Annotated in this window: 16 protein-coding genes; 13 read left to right on the plus strand and 3 right to left on the minus strand. The window is 36.2% G+C overall.

The genetic code is table 11. From position 1 onward, the window contains the following. The first annotated feature begins 87 nt into the window (after positions 1-87). The 5 genes from AC6HZ4_RS08580 to AC6HZ4_RS08600 all read left to right on the plus strand — a co-directional run bounded on the left by AC6HZ4_RS08580 (position 88) and on the right by AC6HZ4_RS08600 (position 7,884). A complete protein-coding gene (locus AC6HZ4_RS08580) occupies positions 88-1,563 on the plus strand; it encodes an ATP-binding protein (protein WP_497494556.1) in 1,476 nt (491 codons plus the stop codon). Then, positions 1,553-4,264, plus strand: a complete 2,712-nt coding sequence (locus tag AC6HZ4_RS08585) for a Z1 domain-containing protein (RefSeq protein ID WP_497494557.1) — start codon at positions 1,553-1,555, stop codon at positions 4,262-4,264. The genes AC6HZ4_RS08580 and AC6HZ4_RS08585 overlap by 11 nt, the downstream gene beginning before the upstream one ends. Beyond that, the gene (locus tag AC6HZ4_RS08590; protein ID WP_497494558.1) at positions 4,257-5,270 is read left to right on the plus strand and encodes a PD-(D/E)XK motif protein; all 1,014 of its coding nucleotides are present in this window, start codon (positions 4,257-4,259) and stop codon (positions 5,268-5,270) included. Before AC6HZ4_RS08585 ends, AC6HZ4_RS08590 begins: the two co-directional genes overlap by 8 nt. Before the next feature lie 17 nt (positions 5,271-5,287). Then, complete coding sequence (locus tag AC6HZ4_RS08595) at positions 5,288-7,129, plus strand: AIPR family protein (RefSeq protein WP_497494559.1); 1,842 nt, start codon at positions 5,288-5,290, stop codon at positions 7,127-7,129. A 320-nt stretch (positions 7,130-7,449) separates the two neighbouring features. Beyond that, positions 7,450-7,884 (plus strand): very short patch repair endonuclease, encoded by a 435-nt coding sequence (locus AC6HZ4_RS08600; protein WP_497494560.1) that lies wholly within the window; start codon positions 7,450-7,452, stop codon positions 7,882-7,884. Positions 7,885-8,302: 418 nt separating this feature from the next. Here AC6HZ4_RS08600 and AC6HZ4_RS08605 read toward each other — a convergent pair whose 3' ends face one another. Further along, complete coding sequence (locus AC6HZ4_RS08605; RefSeq protein ID WP_497494561.1) at positions 8,303-8,512, minus strand: hypothetical protein; 210 nt, start codon at positions 8,510-8,512, stop codon at positions 8,303-8,305. A 360-nt stretch (positions 8,513-8,872) separates the two neighbouring features. Here AC6HZ4_RS08605 and AC6HZ4_RS08610 point away from each other — a divergent pair, with 360 nt between their 5' ends. Genes AC6HZ4_RS08610 through AC6HZ4_RS08620 form a run of 3 tightly spaced genes read left to right on the plus strand, consistent with a single transcriptional unit; the run spans position 8,873 to position 10,241 of the window. Further along, positions 8,873-9,271, plus strand: a complete 399-nt coding sequence (locus AC6HZ4_RS08610) for a transposase family protein (RefSeq protein ID WP_497495650.1) — start codon at positions 8,873-8,875, stop codon at positions 9,269-9,271. Beyond that, the gene (locus AC6HZ4_RS08615) at positions 9,267-9,566 is read left to right on the plus strand and encodes a transposase (RefSeq protein WP_497495651.1); all 300 of its coding nucleotides are present in this window, start codon (positions 9,267-9,269) and stop codon (positions 9,564-9,566) included. Before AC6HZ4_RS08610 ends, AC6HZ4_RS08615 begins: the two co-directional genes overlap by 5 nt. Before the next feature lie 42 nt (positions 9,567-9,608). Further along, the gene (locus AC6HZ4_RS08620) at positions 9,609-10,241 is read left to right on the plus strand and encodes a hypothetical protein (RefSeq protein WP_497494562.1); all 633 of its coding nucleotides are present in this window, start codon (positions 9,609-9,611) and stop codon (positions 10,239-10,241) included. 159 nt (positions 10,242-10,400) lie between these two features. Here the strand turns inward: AC6HZ4_RS08620 and AC6HZ4_RS08625 are convergent, their stop codons facing one another. Together AC6HZ4_RS08625 and AC6HZ4_RS08630 are read right to left on the minus strand one after the other, a co-directional pair. Continuing rightward, positions 10,401-10,925 carry a hypothetical protein gene (locus AC6HZ4_RS08625; protein WP_497494563.1) on the minus strand — a complete coding sequence of 175 codons (525 nt, stop codon included), beginning with the start codon at positions 10,923-10,925 and terminating at the stop codon, positions 10,401-10,403. 177 nt (positions 10,926-11,102) lie between these two features. Then, positions 11,103-12,041, minus strand: a complete 939-nt coding sequence (locus tag AC6HZ4_RS08630; RefSeq protein ID WP_497494564.1) for a hypothetical protein — start codon at positions 12,039-12,041, stop codon at positions 11,103-11,105. Positions 12,042-13,275: 1,234 nt separating this feature from the next. On the opposite strand from AC6HZ4_RS08630, the gene AC6HZ4_RS08635 reads away from it, so the two are divergent. The 5 genes from AC6HZ4_RS08635 (at position 13,276) to AC6HZ4_RS08655 (ending at position 19,690) form a co-directional block, all read left to right on the plus strand. Next, entirely contained in the window at positions 13,276-16,860 is a 3,585-nt protein-coding gene (locus AC6HZ4_RS08635; protein WP_497494565.1) for an AAA family ATPase, read from the plus strand. Continuing rightward, entirely contained in the window at positions 16,857-17,294 is a 438-nt protein-coding gene (locus tag AC6HZ4_RS08640) for a hypothetical protein (RefSeq protein WP_497494566.1), read from the plus strand. The genes AC6HZ4_RS08635 and AC6HZ4_RS08640 overlap by 4 nt, the downstream gene beginning before the upstream one ends. Before the next feature lie 12 nt (positions 17,295-17,306). Next, positions 17,307-17,915, plus strand: coding sequence for a hypothetical protein (locus AC6HZ4_RS08645; RefSeq protein ID WP_497494567.1), 609 nt, complete (start codon positions 17,307-17,309; stop codon positions 17,913-17,915). 444 nt (positions 17,916-18,359) lie between these two features. Then, the gene (locus AC6HZ4_RS08650) at positions 18,360-19,364 is read left to right on the plus strand and encodes a DUF8426 domain-containing protein (protein WP_497494568.1); all 1,005 of its coding nucleotides are present in this window, start codon (positions 18,360-18,362) and stop codon (positions 19,362-19,364) included. 26 nt (positions 19,365-19,390) lie between these two features. Continuing rightward, positions 19,391-19,690: a DUF6884 domain-containing protein gene (locus tag AC6HZ4_RS08655; RefSeq protein WP_497494569.1), complete on the plus strand. Its 300-nt coding sequence runs from the start codon at positions 19,391-19,393 to the stop codon at positions 19,688-19,690. Positions 19,691-19,698: the final 8 nt, after the last annotated feature.

Here is a 19,698-nt window from a genome sequence, read left to right on the forward strand (position 1 = left end):
TACAGACTTTATAAAGGCTGTCACTTTTAGAGCGTATTCTGATATAATTTAAAAAACAGAGTATATAGATAGGATGGCATGTTTATAATGGACACGATTTTAACCCAACCTTCAGCAACACCGGTAATGCAAGCACTGCGCTCAATCGGGTATAAACCAAAAACTGCAATAGCAGATTTAATAGATAACAGTATTGATGCAAAAGCAACACAGGTGCACTTAGATTTTCAGTTTAAGCAAACGGATGGGTTTATCATAATTAGAGATAATGGCGTAGGAATGAATGAGGAAGAGCTTCAAGTTGCCATGAATATTGGTTCAAAAGATCCACGTGACACAAGAAAACCAAATGAACTTGGACGTTTTGGGATGGGTTTGAAGACAGCTGCATTTTCGCTCGGTAAACGTTTAAGTGTATTAACAAAACAAAATAATCGTTATGTCGAACGCTGCTGGGATTTAGATTATGTGTCGGAATGTAATGAATGGCGGCTTCTTAAAGAAATTCCTAGGCATATTAAAGATCATATAGATGAAATTGAGGGAGACAGCGGAACAGTTGTGTGTATTGATAAGCTAGATCGCTTTATGGGATTTGGCACAGATAAAGTCATTAAAGATGCTAGTTTTTTTAAGAAGGTCGGCCGAATTAAAAATCATTTGGAGTTAATTTTTCATTCTCTCCTTAATGAAAACTTGAAAATTTTTATTAACAGTACTGCTTTAAAGTTATGGGATCCATTCTTATTAAGTAATCCAAAGACTACAGAAGGAGAACGACAAGTTTTAAAAGTAAATAATCATAAGATTATAGTTACTCCTTATGTACTTCCTCATTCTTCTAATTTTAATGAACTAAACTATAAACTTGCAGGAGGAATAAGGGGATGGCGGGATCAACAGGGCTTTTATGTTTATCGTGAAAACCGGTTACTATATTTTGGTGATTGGCTAGGAATGTTTCCGAAAGATGCAGCTTCCCAATTAACACGTATTAGAATAGATTTGACTAATGCAGCAGATGAAGATTGGCAAGTAGACGTAAAAAAATCAGTAATATCTGTTCCGGAAGATGCAAAAATCCCATTACAAAAGATAGCAGAAAAATATCGTCAAGTTTCAAAAGACATGTTTTACTTTCGAACAAAATCAAGTTATACAAATCAGAAAATAAAAGGCAGCTTAAATACATGGGAACGTTTAGAGAATGATAACGGAACTATGTTTAAGTTGAATCGAACACATCCACTCTTATGTGAAATCCTTGATAAAATTGATGAAAATACATCTAAGTTATTAAATGTATATTTAAAATCTGTTGAATTAGGTTCTCCCAATAATATTTTTGATACACCAAAAGTTGCGGAGGATACAGTTCAATATATAGACGACTCAATGAAGCGCTTAATTGTTGAGTTTGCAACTATTTTCCGTGATTTAAACCTAGCTGAGAGCACAGAACAATTAGTTAATATTTTTATGACACAGCCAGGTTTTGAGAGTTTAAATTATGCAACACTTACATCAATAATTGAGGAGGAAAAATTACTTCATGGAAAATAATGCAAAACAATTATTTGAAGATACTTTTCAAAATAACTATCTGTTATTTCTTAATATATTTTCAAATCAAGAAAGAGCTGCTGATCAAGCCTTAGAATTAGCAAAATCTACAGTGGAAAATATTTTAAATGTAACCGACCAAAGCATCATTGAAGCATGGTCACTTGAAATGTATGTTAAGTATGATATCGGAATACAATTTGAAAAAATATCAATTATGCGAGCAAGCGATCCTTCTGGCTGGTTTGATAATAAAATGTTATCAGGTTCTTTCTTCTGGAGCAGATATAAACAATATTTGCTTAGAATTAAATCATGGCCATTAGAGGCTGTTAGGGTAATTGATGAAACAACAAATGAAATACTAAAATCATTAGGTGATCCAAAAAACTTAGAACCATTTGATAAAAGAGGATTAGTTTTAGGATATGTACAATCTGGTAAAACCGCTAATTTCACGGGATTGATTAATAAGGCGTATGATTTGGGCTATAAGCTAATTATTGTGTTATCCGGTATGCATAATGACCTGCGAAGCCAAACACAAATAAGATTAGAAGAAGAGGTCGTTGGTTCTATATTAGGAGAAGATGGCCAACCAAAGGGCGTAGCCCAAATTCGTGCAAATGATACTAACCATATTATTTCAACATGGACTACACAAGAAAAAGATATATCTTCTAATTCAGTTGGAAATGTGACACATATAAATCGTCCGACATTAATGGTGGTAAAGAAAAATAAAACGGTTTTAGAGGCATTAAGGGATAGATTAAATTACCACAAAGCATTATACAATCTTGATATTCCAGTTTTGGTAGTGGATGATGAGGCAGATCAAGCTTCTGTAGATACATCGGACCCAAATAAGAGTGAAGATCCTAAAACAATTAATAGTTTAATCAGACAGATACTTGAGGTTTTTAATCGTAAGGCATATGTAGGCTATACAGCTACTCCTTTTGCTAATTTACTAATTGATGTGTCAGCTGAAACGCAGCAGGAGGGAAGAGATTTATATCCAAAGGATTTTCTTATAGGTCTTCCTAAACCAGAAGAATATTGCGGACCAGAGGAATTTTTCAATGTACTTGAAAATGAGAATGACACACGTCCAAGTTTAATTAGAGTGCTGCCTCCTGAAGAAACAGATATATTTGACAGTATAAAAAAGAAGACTGATAGTGATAAATTTGAACAAGTTCCAGATAAGATGATTGAGTCCATGTTAGCCTTTCTTATTGTTGTAGCGATTCGTAACTTACGAGGACAACAAAAACAGCACAATTCAATGCTAATCCATACCTCAAGATTTACAAATGTTCAAACAACAATTAAAAACGAAATCCAAGCTAGTTTTAATGCTATTGCTGATCAGATTTTATTTAATCCAACTGGTGAGACAGTTAGAAGGTTAAAGGATTTGTATCTGAATGATTTTGTGAAAACTACTAACGAGTGGCCGGAATCCAGTAACCCGTACGACTGGATTACCATTTATTGCGAAATAAAGGAAGTTATCAGTAAGATTCAAGTAATGGAGATAAATGGTGAAAGTGAAGATGCTCTTGCCTATCATAAATATAAGGAGGAGGGGTTAAATGTAATTGCAGTAGGCGGAGATAAACTCTCCCGTGGTCTTACTTTGGAAGGGTTAAGCATCACATATTATTATCGAAATACACTAATGTATGATACGCTAATGCAGATGGGGCGCTGGTTTGGTTATCGCAAAGGTTATATGGATCTGTGTCGCATTTACACTTCCAGTACAATTGCGCAATACTTTGAGCATCTTGCTGAAGCAATGGTTGAATTACGATTGGAATTTGAGAAACTGGCTAAACTTGACTTAACCCCTCAACAATACGCAATAAGAATGCTAAGCCACCCAAAAATGTCTTTGACTAGTCCATTGAAAATGAAAACGGCTATATCGACGTCCTTTAATTTTCATGGGAAATTACAGCAAACAAGGCTATTCGATAAAGATAGAGATTTTTATGTGAATAACATGCAAGCAACTAAAAATCTAGTTAGCAGTATTGCTGCTAAACTTAAAGTCACTACTTTTGGAGCGGCTAAAACTAATTACCTTATGGCAAGAGATATCGATGTAAATATTATTATAGATTTTCTAAGGCATTACAGAACTAGCAGAATGGCTGAGACAGTTGTTTCGCAGCTGCTAATTGATTACATCACAACTGCAAATCAACATAATGAGCTAATAAGTTGGACAGTCGCAATAGTTGATGGCAACGATAATCAAAAGAACGAACTGAAAAAATTTCCTGTTTTGTTTGGAGAGGTTGAAATTAAAAATTCCGTTATACGCGGTACGGATGCCTACAAGAAATATCCACATCGACAAGTTGAAAAGGTAGACATAGGAGCAATAGTTGCCGGTAAGCAAGAGTTTGTTGATTTAAATTATGATGATGTTAAAGGAATTAATGACAAGGAGCTGCTTCGGGCAAAACGGCCAAAGGAAAAGGGAATGTTATTAATTTACCCTCTACACCCCGGTGTTGAAGTTTTTCAAAAACTAAATATTGAATTTACTAACTCATTAGTGCCGATTGGTATAGGAATTTCATTTTCTGGTGATGAGGAGAATTCAACATTCGATAAAAAGAAAATATATAAAAAAAATTCGACCGTTTCGGAAAAGATTACAGGGGAGGTTAGCCGTGATTAATCTCAAATCAGAATTCGAACAGATGATAAAAGGTATTGAAAGTCAATCTGCTCAGGATATTTATAAACTAAAGTTGATTTCAACGACATCACCCTACTTACTTGCTGGAATTGATACGCTTAACATGAATCGCCAGCTATATATTGATTTGGGAAATCAGCCATGGGAAGCGGAGCAGTTTCGCTCCCTCCCGAAATGGAGAGGTTTGTCTATTAAAATTGACTACTTTGATCGGATGGGCCCATTAAAAGAACGATATTTCTTAATTTTAATGCAAGAATCGAACGAAAGTTCCGGAATTTTTGAATCCGTTTTACAAAATGTTATTGATCATATTATCCATATGTCAAAAGAAGAAACATTATTTAGTATAATTTATCGTGTTTTAGATCGCTGGCATCATTTCTTTTCTAAAGGTGGTTATCGGCGACTTACTGATGAACAGCAACGAGGGCTATTTGGCGAACTATACTTTATTCAGCAATGGATAAAACGTTTTCCAAATCAACCGCCAATTTTAATTGAGCAATGGGAAGGACCAACGAGTGGTCGAATCGATTTTAAAAGTACAAGATATGGAGTAGAAATTAAAACTTGTACGGAAAAGTTACGAAAAGAAATTAAGATTTCCAGTGAAAAACAATTGAAATTAACGGATGTAGTAAGCAAGCTATACTTATATGTTTGCTTTATAGAGATGAATAATGCTCAAGGTCAATCATTACAAGAAATTGTTGATAAACTTCGCCAATTGCTGCTCGAACAGAGGTCAGAAGGGCTCTTGCTAAAGTTTAATGATCTGTTATTGGAACTTGGTTTTAAAGATGATGAGTATATAGACAAATTATTTTTTGTACATGAAGAAAAGGCATACAAAGTCACAGAGGACTTTCCTAAAATATCAGATGAAGCATTGCCTAAAGGTATCTCACATGTTAGTTATTATATTGATTTGAGTCATTGTGAGGCGTTTAAATGTCCTTTAGACGATGTATTTAGTTTATAGGAGAAAGTTGGGTTTTTATGAGGGAAGAATCTCAGAAAATAGAGTTTTATCAATCATTTATTGAAAAAGTTGAAATTCGAGCAGCATTAGATGGCAGCCATCAAACCTCCTTTTTACATGAGATGCTTAATTATATGGAAAGACCAGATGAACCAGTTTTTTTATCTACACCATATTTTAGCTCTGTGAAAAACATTCAGTTAGATGCATACTCTTTTGACGAAGAACAAAACTCTTTGGATTTGTATGTTGTTAATTATGATTATGACGTACTTGATAATGCTATCACACCAGTAACTATGTCGGCATTATTAGAAGTCGGAAATAAAGCAAAGCGTTTTTTTACCAATAAGAATTTTATTTTAGAGAATGTTGATAAATCTCGCGATGTATATGATTTCGCTAAAATGATTAAAGATGATTCCGTACTAATAGATGAAATTAATATTTTTGTTTTGACCAATAAATTTTATCTTTCAAATAAACCAATTGAGATTAATATTTCAGGTATAGAAACTGTCAATGTTCAAGTATGGGATATGGATCGTGTCTATCAATTGGCAATGGCAGAACAAGGAGTTCAAGAATTTCATATTGATTTAGTGAAGAGTTATAATGAATCATTTGAAATGATGTTTGTACCAAATGAGCAAAACGGTACAGCTGACTGTGACTTTGACTGTTACATCGGCTTTATTCCAGCTGAACTTTTAGCTAGAATGTATGAAGATTGGGGACCTAAATTAGTAGAGAGAAATGTTCGTTCATTCTTACAAGCGAAAGGTGGTACAAATAAAGGAATAAGGGATACTCTCAAAGATCCAGGGCAACGTCAAATGTTTGTTGCTTACAATAATGGTATTTCAACTGTTGCTCGATCAGGAACTATTCAAAAAATTAGTGAAAATGTTAATTTGTATAGTGTAACAGGATTGACAGGATGGCAAATTGTTAACGGGGGACAAACTACAGCATCAATTCATCAAGCTTTTAAAAGTGGTATTGATTTAAAGGGAGTGTATGTACAGACTAAATTAACTATTTTAAAGGTTAAAGCGGATCAAGATAATGATCAACATGCATTAGAAGATGAAATGGTGTCTAAAATCTCGGAATATGCAAACACACAAAATAAAATCAATAAATCAGATTTATTAGCTAATACTCGATTTATGTCTGATATTGAAAAATTATCACGCAGTACATGGGTACCAACACAAGATGGACGTAAGGCAGAAGAAAAATGGTATTTTGAGCGTGCTCGCGGTCAATATATGGTCGATATCGGCAGAAGAAAACGTGGTAAAGAGCAAAATGATTTTAAAAAACAGTTTCCAAAAGAGAAAGTTCTAACAAAAGTCGATCTAGCTAAATATTTTATGTCATGGGAAGGTTTTCCTCATATCTCAAGTAAGGGCGGAGAAGAAGCTTTCAAAAGATTTATGGAACAAAACCGTAAGTATTGGAAATATGAAAGAAACCAAGATGATGAAGTACAAGCTTTAGCAGATGTTACAGTAGAAACATATCAAACATTGATTGCAAGAAGTATTATTAATCAGCATGTTGCTAATATTGTTGAACAAATGAAACTCAAGGGCTATAGAGCTAACGTTATTTATTATACTACGGCAATGCTGAGCTATATTTATGGCAAAGAGATTGATTTGCAAGAAGTTTGGGAAAAGCAGGTATTATCTGAGCAATGGGATAACACAATAGAGATAATTGCTAGTCATGCTTTAAATTTCTTAAAAGAATCGGCTGGGGATCGTAATGTAACTCAGTGGGCAAAACAAGAAAGTTGTTGGGAACAATTTAAAGAGGTATGCTATAAACAATTGATAAACTTAATTTAGTGTTTTTATAAAGATTTATAAACAACTGCCCAAGGGTCAGAGCTGTAATATAAGATTTTGGAGAATTCAAAGATGCCTTAATATTGTTTCTAGGTAACATAGGCAGCCTTAAAATTAAAGAATCACTTATATCACCGTTTGAATATTCGAGTATTCGGGCGGTGTTTTTAGTTTAAGGATCGTACAATTAGATCAATGTACTATGGATTTAGCATTTATAGATACTCGTATAGTTTAACACCAGTTAATAATGCTTTTTTATACAAAGATGGATATCCTAAAAGTAAACTTTAAAGCAGAAATATACAGGGGGCGGTAATTTGTCGGATACACATACAGAGGAACAAAGAAGAAATAACATGCGGGCTATAAAATCAAAATCAAAACTCGAAGATACAGTTTGCAGGGAACTTTGGAAAAAAGGATTTCGTTTCAGGAGAAATGATAAAAAATTATTAGGTAAACCCGACATATCAATAAAAAAATACAAAGCAGTAATCTTTATTGATTCATGCTTTTGGCATGGCTGTGAAATACATGGTAATATTCCCAAAAGTAATCGAGACTACTGGGTCCCAAAACTAAAAAGAAATAAGGAAAGAGATATAGAGGTCAATACCTTTTATAAAGAGAAAGGATGGAATATAAAAAGGATTTGGGAGCATGATGTAAAGAAGAATCTAGATGGAGTTATTGAGGAATTGGCTGAGTTCATAGAGGATGCTAAAATTAGGTCAAATAAACAGATTAAATAGTTAGATATTCGGCTGCGTGAATATTTGTAGGCAGGTATCCTGACAACGAGGTTTCTTACTGGAGCTAGTATTTTAATATCGTAAGTATGGCCTAGCCTGCCTGAGCGATAAGCTGGGTATTGTTTTGAAGATTAGAAAAGCAGAGACAGGAGAGAGCGGATATAATTTATTAATTAAATGAGAAATAGTCATGACCACTTTCTTTTGTGTCTCTTTTCCAAACGAAGTGTTAAAAGATGTTGAGAGACAATTGGCTGTGTGTTACTACTGAAACCAAGTTAAAAGAGAGTGATAAATTAAAATGCTCAATTCCAAGATCATCTCCTTTGCAAGGGTGTGGAGAGATACTAAGCCTTGCAGTATCTCTCATTAATTAATATTAGTTCCAAACAATTATCTTTCCTTACGAGCCGAGCTATTATTTACTCTTTCTCCTGTTCCATTCTCTAATTACATATTCCTCTGCTTCTGCAAAGGTGTTGAAAAACTCTGTAGAATGATCATGAAAAACAGCAGTCTGGTTGGCCTCAGGAACCCGATGAACTGAACCAGCAAATCTATCACCTTGTTCTGTAACATGCCCTACATATTCATTCCCATCAATAATTCCGGTTTTTATTACTTTCATTTACTGAATCACCTCCTCCAAACTTATTTATTCAATATAAAGAGATGTTTTCCTGTTAATTTGTATTTAGAAATAAATTCTTGAAAATAATGGTAGTCTTTTTATCGTATAAATGTAACATTAATAATTTATTTCTAATTATCCTTTCTAAATTAAATTTTAAGGAAGGTAGTTTCAATTTAATTTATACTTAGATGTATTTGGCAACTAAAAAATGGTTCTTACGCGTCTTAGGTGATAAAGGATTGGAGACACTATAGCCAAAAAGTAAAATGGCGGTGTATGAATATGAGCACAATTGAACCAATCCTCAACTTGGATAAAGAAATAGAAGTAATAGATTATGAAATGCAAGAGAACATGATATTCCTTCGTATCAAAAGTAGTAGCTGCTCGGCAGTATGTCCTACTTGTCAACGCATGAGCACACGAAAACATAGCCTGTATTATCGAGTAGTAAAGGATCTTCCTGTAGGTGATCGAGCTGTTTACTTGCGGGTACAGATCAGAAAATGGTTTTGTACCAATCCTAACTGTACATCGAATATTTTTGCGGAGCGTTTCGCATGGCTTCCCCCTCATAAAACATATACAAAGCGGTTAGAGGAATTTTTACGCACTGTTTCGTTTTCTACTAGTTGTTTACAGGCAGAGTATATATGTTCTCAACATCATATTTCTGTTAGTCATGATACATTGCTTCGGGTAGTGAAAGATACAAGGCTTACTACAGATCACTCACCCTTTCGTAGGCATTGACGATTTTGCCTTCTTAAAGGGGGATACATATGGCTGTCTGATTTGTGATTTAGAATCGAAACGTCCTATTGATGTACTGCCTTCTCGGACACAAGAAGATGTACAGAAGTGGCTAGAGAATCATCCAACGATCCAATTGGTAAGTAGGGACTCATCCTTTACATTTAAGAAAGCTATAGATGAAGCAAATCCTAACATTATACAAGTAGCTGATCGTTTCCATATCGTACAAAATCTAAGAAAAACAACAGAGTCTGTTCTAAAAAGAGTGATTCCAGCTCGCTTTTCGTTATGATCTAACCATCTTCAGATATCCATCACAGATAATAGACTAAAGGTGAGAAAGCAACGGCAAGTAGATAAACAGAAACAAGCGTTAATCAAGCAAGTGAAGCGATTAGAAAAACAGCAAATGTCCATGACGAAAATCGGAAAACTTCTTGGTCTTGATCCTAGAACAGTGAAGAAATATACAAAGATCGAGGATCCAAGGCATGGCGGACGTGGTTATCGCCCTTCCCTGATTGATCCTTTTGTAGAGGAACTACAACGGCTAGTCAGAGAAGGATATACCAACAAAAGTATAGATGCACACCTAAGAAAGCTAGGTTTTACAGGTAAATACTCTACAGTACGTATACGTATTGAAGATTTCAGGCGGCTATTAAAGATGGGGGTGGATGTAAAGTCCTTGCCGTCCAAAAAGAATGACTCCAAAATAAAGAAAGCATTCCTTCGAGATATTACATCTGTTGGAATAGAAGATAGAACATTACTAGAGAAACTGTTTATAAAGCTGCCGGAAACCAAGTCCTTGTATGAGTTTTACCAAGGTTTTTTGAAACACTTCTCAAAACAACAAATACAAAATCTAAGAAAAGTCATTATAGAAGGGTTACAACACCCTATTGAAGAGATACGAAATTATTCCAGAAGATTTTATCAGGATAATGATACAAAATCCTTGTGAAAAATATTCGTAAAATTTATGTATTAAGTTTTTTCGTTCCTATTTCTCCTCAAAAGGGATGCAAAATTGCATCCCTTTTAATTTGAGTTTTTCTGTACAGGGGCTAACTCCATTCATGACTGACAATTATGTCTGTAACATCGCTCTAAAGAAGTAAAATTAAACATTACCTTTCTTTATATTGTCGATTAGCTCCAATACTTCTTCATCTGTACCAAACCCGTTATTTAGAATTCTATTAAATTTAGAATTGTTGTATACTTTAGCCCTATATTCGTTAAGGATACTATCATTTTCAGGGCTTCTTGGTTTATTAAGCAATGGTTTTAAATCAAGAATTTTAGCTTTCTCAAATAGAATCCTTTCAGCATCTTCACCATCGTTAAACTTATATAAAACAACTCTTGTTGCAAATAAAACAAATAAGGCTCTGTAGTGATGTTTTTGAAACCTTGTCCGAAAGTCTTCGCCACTTTCTCCAACATATAATACATGAGTAGGAGAATCATCATCATGTCTGTCTACCTTTCCATAGACAATATAAACACCTTCTTCATTATTTGGAAGAAATGTGAAGGTATAATCCTCTTCCTTCCACCAGATATGCTGGCTACCATAGGCATCAATTCTGATACATTCATTTTGAATTCCTTTACCTCTTATTGAAATTCCGATTTTACCCAAATTCTCCCCCCCAATAGTAGCTCAATAGTCACACAAGTATAAAATTATTATACCTATTTTGTTAATACAGGTAAATTATGTTAAATGCAGTTGTATCTATAGGTACATCTAAGTAACTGCACAAAAATTCCCGCTTGAAAGTACAGGCTTTTTTCTACATTTAATTAAATAGATGTCCTATCCCCTAGCTAGCGATTGGAAAGTATGCCTTTTACGATCGTATTCTATGTTATGTAACCATGAATCCTTGGCATCGTTCCCTTTCCAAGCAGATATATACTCTGCTATTCCTTCAAAAAAAGTGAACGCTTGCTCGTAACAATTGAGTTTTAATAGACCATTTATATCAGGTGAGTCAAATACTCCTCTGTGCCTGATTGATATAAGTAACTCAGTTTCTTTTTTCTCATTTATAATAAATGCTTGTTCAGCCTTTTCTATATCTTCCAAAAGATGTTTTGTCTCTTCTGCTGAAAACTCACTAGAGGGCGTTACGTACAGTGATTTATAAGCCAGTTCTTCGAACCTACATCTTACTGCAAATGTATATAATCTACCTCGAAGAGAATATAGATTAATTTGTTCCATAATATCAGGTGATAAAGACTTAATCTTTTGACTTATTTGTACATATTCAGATAGAAAATTTATACATAGAAGCATTGCTTCTACCTTGAACATTAAGTCGTCAACCTCATCTCGAAAGCCAGTGTTGCGAGGTGATAATTTTCTAACAGTTTCATAAGACATCAGTAGTTTGGGGTGAGCGTATTTTATATTGGACTTCAAGATTTCCATAATTGTATCAAGACTAGCTAGAGTATCTTCTTTAGCCTTCTTCAAGTGCTCAGGGATTGGTACTTCACCCTCAGATCCTTCTTTAGACAGTTCATACCAATTATTTGCGTGACGTTCAGCTCTTTCCTTTTCTATATAATCCATTGCCTTAAATATAATAGGGGAGTATAGGTTCTGATAACACTCCTTTATATATTTTTGATCCTCTCTTTTTTGGGTTAGCAAATGAGATAAAATCTGAGCTGTCGTAGTCATAATAATTGTGACTAAAATTGCTAGGGAAGCTATAATATCTTTTAATTCTAAATGTAAATTCATACCCAAATTCTCCTTAAATATAAAAATACTCAAATTACATTATGTACGAGAGAAGCGTAGAGAAATGTTCATATAAAAAACAAATATAATCATATGATATCTCATTTATCGATAATTAAACTAGTCTAATATCTTAGAAAATCAAATAAATGGTTTTCTTATATTCACTTCATTGATTAAACTGTTAAGCTGGAATTTTATTGTAAACAAATAAAGTTATTCTATAAGGTGTTGTAAATTTAGATGTAATACGGGGCTAGTTAGTTACGTATGTATACATTTTTATTATCATAAAAGTTTTTGCTTTAGTTCGGTACTGGGTGAACGATTCGAAACTCAAGGGGATACGAATTATCCTAGATAAAAAGAGCACCATAAGCGCCCCGTCTTAAGGAAGTTAGCTTTGTACTGCTTTAGCGTATTAGGCGCTTTTCCTTCGGCTTCTTTTATGTGTAAAAAGATATTAAATAGGTGAGTAAGGCTTTGCGTTTCTCGTTTAATGGATCGTGCTTGCTTAAGGCGCTTGCCTTTGAGGGTGTTTGAGGACAATAAAAACTCCCTTTTCGTTTGTTAACGAAATAGGAGCTTAATGGGGAAGGGACGTTATAATACTGTTTGGCGGTGTACGCAACCCTGTCGCGTAAATCAGCGACCAAATCAGCAAATAAAAAAGCGCCCTATCCATTGATAGAGCGCCCTTTTACGAGTATGTATGATCCCGACTGGGTTCGAACCAGCGACCTCCACCCTGTCAAAGCCGTGGTGACCGTAGGATTATAACAGATTTAGTATGAAAAAGCCTGATTTTATTGGGTTTGTCGTTGGATTGAGTTGATAGAGTATGATGAGTTGGGGATTATTTTTTTGATTTAAACCCCAAATAAACCCCAAAAAATCCCCAGGGATATACGTTATTATAACAGGAGAAACTAGACTTTTTGGGTAAAATGATAAAGATCGGTTCTTCTATTTCCTCAATTTCTACGGAAAACATATGAAATATTCCTACCGAGATTTGCTACAATAAAGAAGAGATGAGTAGTGAAGGATGAAAGTGGTGTCTACAATAAAATTGTTTTCATTTTGTAATTAACAACATGTAGATCTTTTTTTATTTACTTCATTATATTTAATATGGTGTGTATAAGTTGGGTACCTTCTGTAGTTTTCATCTATAAGAAATTAGGGAGAAATTCTAAAATAAAGATATCCAAAACAAAAAGGAGAGAACTGCATGTCTTCATTTGAAAGATGGCTACGTGTTATCTTACCGGAAGTTCAATTATTTGATTATATTAAACAGCAAGGCTTTATAAGAAGACAAAAGCGAACAACTCAGGGAATAGAAAGACAATTTAAAATGAATTCGCTTAGCAATAATCATCTACCTCAAAAGCCTGTACAATCTTCTTCTGTATCTAACAGCCCACTATCGACAGGAGCAGTACAGGAAGTGGTTAGAGATACAAAAAAGGGGGTTGCAAGCCTACGAACAAAAACGTCAAGCGGTAACATTGATGACATTTTTGAACAGGTGAATCTTCATTTGAAGAGCCGGATTTTAGAGCAAGATACATTTATCGAACAACTATCTACAGCATATAAAGGAGCACTTTTAAATAAAAGAAAAGGTGCTATTCAACAAGTTTTACTTTTAGCAGGTCCAGAAGGCACGGGTAAAGCACTTAGTCTTTCGTTACTAATTGAACAGCTCTATATTCACCGTCTGATTCCTTATCGGAGACCAGTAGAAATAGATTTGGCTGTATACAATGAAAAGGAAATACATACAAATTTTATTACTGATTGCATGGCTGCCTTTGAATATGGAATTGGAACGGTATCTTTTAGAGGTATCGAAAAAGCACATGCCGATATTGTTCATTACGTTACTTCACTTATAACGAAGGGTTTTTTCCGGACAGATGCGGGTATTGTAGTTGAGGCAAGGGATTACTTTATAGTTTTTTTAATAGATGAAAATATTACTAGTTATGAGGGAGCTTTAAGTAAGTTGCCTCAAGCAATCAGAAGCGTAATTGGTACTGTAGCATTGTCGGAACCGCTATCTATTCAAGGGCTTAGTACCATTGCGGTTGAGCGGTTGCAATTTATGAATCATCAGTTAAATAGAAATGCACAGTATTCTATTTATTTTGAGGAGGATGTTCCCAATTTTATAAGTAAACATGCTGCATACACAGGCGAATATGGGGCTGCCATACACAAATGGATTGAATTAGACATGCAGGCATCCCTTGTTCATCTACGTGCAACCGGGAGAATTAACCCTGGTGATAATGTCCCTCTCATTATAGATGGTGATAGTATTGCCGCTAAGATAGCGGATCAAACTTATCATGTTTTCCAACTATCTGTAGAAGAGGAATCGCTAGCTGAACTTGTGAAGGAGCTTCAGCAGCTAATTGGGTTGAATTCTGTCAAATTATTTGTACAAGAGCTTATTGATACGGTATACGTTCAGTCATTGCGAAAGCAAGCAGGTCAGAAAAATAATCCAATGACTTTACACATGGTTTTCTCTGGAAACCCGGGAACAGGAAAGACAACAGTTGCTCGTCTCATCAGTCGTATATTAAAAGCGATGGGAATTCTCTCGCGTGGTCAATTAGTGGAGACAGCTAGACAAGACTTAGTTGGTCAATATGTTGGTTCAACTGCTCCAAAAGTGAATCAAAAGATTCATGAAGCAATTGGGGGTGTGCTCTTTATTGACGAAGCATATACATTATCACGAGACAAAAATGACCCGTTTGGTCAAGAAGCAATTGATACTCTCGTAAAAGGGATGGAAGATTTTCGAAATGATTTTGTTGTCATTTTAGCCGGTTATACTAATGAAATGAAGGAATTTCTTAAGACAAACCCTGGTTTGCCTTCCCGATTCCCGTTTCAAGTTGAGTTTCCAGACTATAGTCCACAAGAAATGGTTGCAATTACAGAAATGGCTGCATCACAACGAGGATATGAATTAGATCAAGATTTGAGTACGGTACTCATTGACCTATTTACTCAAAAACAGATCCCAGGAAGAAATGACAGTGGGAATGGGCGTCTCGTTCGAAACACATTAGAGGAAGCAATTCGGAAGCAGGCAGTCCGCCTTGCAAAGGGTAATCAAAACATGTCAGAATTAAATCTTCTGACGAAAGAAGATTTCGGTGTAACAGAAGAACAAGCATTCCGACTGGAAGATAGACTTAGTACAATTATTGGACTTGATGATGTAAAAACTGTTTTACGTACCCTGGAAAAGCAAATTCTTGCAAATAAGCGGAGAAAAGATGTAGGTATTGAGGTCAATACGGACCAAACACTCAACATGATATTTTCTGGAAATCCGGGAACTGGTAAAACGACGATTGCTCGATTTGTTGCGGACATGTTGAAGCATCTAGGTGTAATAAAAAAGGGACAGCTTATCGAGGTTGGAAAAAACGATTTAGTTTCAGGATATGTCGGACAAACCACCCAAAAAACAAAGAATATTGTTGAATCTGCTATCGGTGGTGTACTCTTTATCGACGAAGCATATGCTCTTAATGACCAAAAACAAGGAGGAGCAGGGGAAGAGGCCATTCATGAGCTTGTTCGTCTAATTGAGATATATAAAGACAATCTTGTAGTCATACTTGCTGGTTATACGGACGAAATGCAGGAATTCCTCCGTGTTAATCCAGGACTCGCTTCACGCTTCCCACTGCAAATTGAATTTCCTGATTACCGCCCAGAGGAAATGGTACAAATAACAGACCATATGGCTCGCTCAAAAGGATTTCAGTTACAAACTGGTCTTTCAGAGTCGTTAAAAGCATGGTACCAATCAAAGCAGATTACTGGTAAAAGAGATGCAGGGAATGGCCGCTTAGTTCGGAATGTATTAGAAGAAGCAATCCGTAGGCAAGCGGTCCGTATTGTAGATGAAATGAAGCTTACAAATGAAGAACTGACGTTGTTAACAGCATTTGATTTTAATTTAAATGAAAGAGAAGCTAAACCTACTGCTTTCAATGAGCTTGAAAATGTCACTGGATTAAGTGAGGTAAAGGACTTTGTTCATGGTCTGTTTGCTCAAATTGAAATGAACAACCGCCGCAAACAGTTGGGCCTTCCTGATATTAGCAGTCAAAATTTGCATATGGTCTTTAAAGGGAATCCGGGAACTGGTAAAACGACAATAGCCCGTATTATAGCGAAAAGACTGAAAGAACTTAATGTAATTAAAACAGATATCTTGATCGAAGTTGATCGATCTGGACTTGTTGCGGGATATGTTGGACAGACTGCGTTAAAAACAAAGGAAGTAATTGAGCGTGCATTAGGAGGAGTGTTGTTTATAGATGAAGCATATAGCCTTTCGACTGACTCATTCGGCCGAGAAGCAATAGATGCATTGGTAAAAGCAATGGAAGATTATAGGGATGATCTCGTTGTCATTGTTGCTGGTTATGGTAGCGACATGGAGAATTTCTTAAGCATAAATCCAGGGCTTCGTTCTCGTTTTCCAAACATCATTACATTTCCCGACTATACAACACATGAACTCTTGGAGATTGGTAGACTTTTATTTCGCAGCAAAGGCTATACAGTATCTAAATCAGCAGAAGCAGCGATGTTGGAGTTGTTTAAGGAACAAGAGGAAAAAAGGGACAGTGGAAACGGACGTTTTGTACGAAATCTATGTGAAGGTGCCATTCGTCAACATGCGATACGCTACTCAGGAAAAGTTGATGCTAGTATCCAAGAACTAACTACCATTGAGGCAGAGGACATAAACAGAGAGGTGAGTACTGTATGATGATTAAACTCGCTAAGGGACTGCTCTTTTTAGCTTATATTCCATTGTATCTTTTTGTTCTTATAATGCTGTTATTTACACCTTTAATGTCCTTTTTAGATGTATTGGCAGTTGTGAAATATGAGGTACCAAAAGACAATCCATACTTTATCCTATTATTTGTGATCAGTTTTATTCTATATTTATCTGTTCGTATACAGCTATTTCGTAAGTTGTATCAGAAGATACCAGTACTCTGGCCACTTACGCAAATGCTTTTTATGGTTACAATCGGTCTAGCTGTAGGATTATTTTTCATGAATATGTGGGCTGAAAACGAAGTAATTTCAAGGGGAATGGCAATTATATTGTCTATTCTTAGCTTCTTGCTTGTGCGTGCATTTATGTCGTACTGGTATTGGAAATATCCAATCAGTGTAAAAATGTTCAAATAAGGGGAGAGATGAATGCGAGGACATCAGAAAGAAGGACTCTCTAACGAAAGTCCTTTACCTACAATAAGACATGACCAAGTCGAGAATAGCAATGAGCAATTTATAGATGATGAGCAGTACGAGGAATTAGTTTTAGGCGAGAAGAAGTTTCGTACTGCACTCGGGTTACTAGCCATTCTGTTTCTGGTGTTGGGAGTGCTCACTTCAACAAATACTTCAAGCGAAAAAGCAGTAGAAGAGGTGAAAAATCGTATTAGCGATTCTACAAAGGCTGGCTTTACACTTAATAAGGATATGGCAGTGAAGCTTGAGCCAAAAGATTTTAAAATTGAGGGCTTTAGTGGAACGGGCAATGCTCGAATGTTGGTGTGGGACTTTCGTGGAAATTCAGGAAATGAGATTCAAATTTTAGTAGATGGCAAGGTGCTTCGTGAAGTGCATATTCTTAACAGTAATGTTGCTGCTTATTCTGTACCTGTACCTAGTGTTGTCACAATCCGTGGGCTAAAGGGAACTGGTGCAATTACATATGCCGTCAAATTCCCCGATCGGAAGCAAACTGTATTTAATGTTGTTTCAACCAATGGTACAAATCAATATACACTTGTACCAAGGTTTTAACATAACCAGTAGGATCGACATCCTTTACATTTAAAAGGATGTCGTTTTTTATTTAGTTTGATACGGTATTTTTAGCTATTATAGCTCCCGGCTGGGTTCGAACCAGCGATCTCTACCCTGTTAAGGAGGGGTGTTTGACGGTTCTTAGGGATTAGGGGCACTCCTAATAGGTTTATTAGGAGCTAGGCCGCTTTTTCTCCATCCATAACACAATCTTTCTTGATTATAGGGGTAGCATACCGGAAGTGGACGCGTAAAGGGGTAAGTGTGTCTTGTGAAAGGGTAAGTACATAGGGGAAAATCATAATAAGAAAAGACAATGGAGAAGGAACTGACTGCCATTACAATAACAACATTTCCAGAGAGACAAACTGGTGGAAGGAACTGGACACAAAATGTATGATGGAGGGAGAGTCACCAATTTGAGTTTGGGGAGAGATAAGAATGGGTAATGCGTGGGTAGTTCGGCCTTTCCCTCATGGCATAAATCGAATGAGGGAATTTCTTACAAAGCAAGACGGACAATCCGTTGGCAATGGCAAAATAGCAATCGGATGGCCTGGTACTGGAGATTTGTCTAGTGTGACGACAAGAGGAGAGGTAAGAGATATTCTTGACCAGAAACGGACATATTCGGCGAATGCTCTTGGTCAAAAGGTAGGAGTGATCTATCGCTTCCTCTGTGAAGTGAAAATAGGAGATTACGTTCTTGTGCCAGATGGTGGCTATGTGTACGTTGGAAAAGTGATGTCCGACTACCATTATGAGGCTTCCGTTGATAGCGAGCAGGAGGGTTATCCTCACCAGAGATTTATTGAATGGCAATGCGACAAGAGAGCCGTTCAAAGACAAATGCTCACAGGACGATTGTTTGACTCGTTGAAGGGAAGACAGACGCTGTTCGCAACGCATTACAACGATGTTCATGATCTAGTTACAAACAAGCCTCACTATTTCTTGCAGCAAGCTGACGTTGAAATGAAGCAAGAGTATCTGCAAAAGTTGCAATCTGGTAATCTCAATGGTGTCAACTCCAATACATTTGAGAGTTCTGTTTGTATGTTGTTATCTCTTTATTTTCCGGGATTGACTCGTCTTGCCACAACGAACAGTCAGACGGGAGATACAGATCTTCTTGCCGAACTACCGGGAGGGGTCAATGTTCGAGTGCAGGTAAAGCACTTCTATATTGGCAACGGAGCATTAGAGGAAGGAGTGGTCAAGCAATTGGCTGATTCAATGGATGCGGGAGACAACGGTATTATTGTGACAAGCGGGCATGTTGGGTTATCTGCCAAGAAACTGGCTGAAAAGTATTTGGTGGATCGGAAAAATATTGGCTTTATTGACGGAAGAGAATTTGTAGACATGCTGTTTCAAAACCTGAATGAGCTGCCAGAGGAAGCGCTGATTACATTTGGATTAGCAAAGAAAGTGGTATTGTTTTGAATTATGCTTTAGGGGGGCTGAACTATATGAGAATTGCGCTTGTCAGTTGTACGAAAAATAAACAATCCTATCCATGTAAGGCAGCGGAGATGTACCAGCCATCTACACTGTTCCGTAAAGCAACGTCCTATATACAAGGAAGGGGCTACGGCGACTGGTATGTCCTCTCAGCAAAGTATGGGCTGTTGGAAAGGGGGAGAGAAATTCAGCCGTATGATATTACCTTGAATGATATGCCGGCTAAAGAACGGAAAACATGGGCCGAGCACGTCGGCAGACATCCTTTCACTTTAGCCGACACATGTAGACTTCTATGCCGGTCGTAACTATCGGC

Source organism: Ectobacillus sp. OTK (genome assembly GCF_059698935.1).

Excerpts from the sequence above, each read along its gene's own strand:
- AC6HZ4_RS08585 (WP_497494557.1), top strand. The coding sequence starts at position 1,553 with ATGGAAAATAATGCAAAACAATTATTTGAAGATACTTTTCAAAATAAC.
- AC6HZ4_RS08645 (WP_497494567.1), top strand. The coding sequence starts at position 17,307 with ATGCGAGGACATCAGAAAGAAGGACTCTCTAACGAAAGTCCTTTACCT.
- AC6HZ4_RS08650 (WP_497494568.1), top strand. The coding sequence starts at position 18,360 with ATGGGTAATGCGTGGGTAGTTCGGCCTTTCCCTCATGGCATAAATCGA.
- AC6HZ4_RS08595 (WP_497494559.1), top strand. The coding sequence starts at position 5,288 with ATGAGGGAAGAATCTCAGAAAATAGAGTTTTATCAATCATTTATTGAA.
- AC6HZ4_RS08610 (WP_497495650.1), top strand. The coding sequence starts at position 8,873 with ATGATATTCCTTCGTATCAAAAGTAGTAGCTGCTCGGCAGTATGTCCT.
- AC6HZ4_RS08655 (WP_497494569.1), top strand. The coding sequence starts at position 19,391 with ATGAGAATTGCGCTTGTCAGTTGTACGAAAAATAAACAATCCTATCCA.
- AC6HZ4_RS08630 (WP_497494564.1), bottom strand. The coding sequence starts at position 12,041 with ATGAATTTACATTTAGAATTAAAAGATATTATAGCTTCCCTAGCAATT.
- AC6HZ4_RS08580 (WP_497494556.1), top strand. The coding sequence starts at position 88 with ATGGACACGATTTTAACCCAACCTTCAGCAACACCGGTAATGCAAGCA.
- AC6HZ4_RS08635 (WP_497494565.1), top strand. The coding sequence starts at position 13,276 with ATGTCTTCATTTGAAAGATGGCTACGTGTTATCTTACCGGAAGTTCAA.
- AC6HZ4_RS08640 (WP_497494566.1), top strand. The coding sequence starts at position 16,857 with ATGATGATTAAACTCGCTAAGGGACTGCTCTTTTTAGCTTATATTCCA.
- AC6HZ4_RS08605 (WP_497494561.1), bottom strand. The coding sequence starts at position 8,512 with ATGAAAGTAATAAAAACCGGAATTATTGATGGGAATGAATATGTAGGG.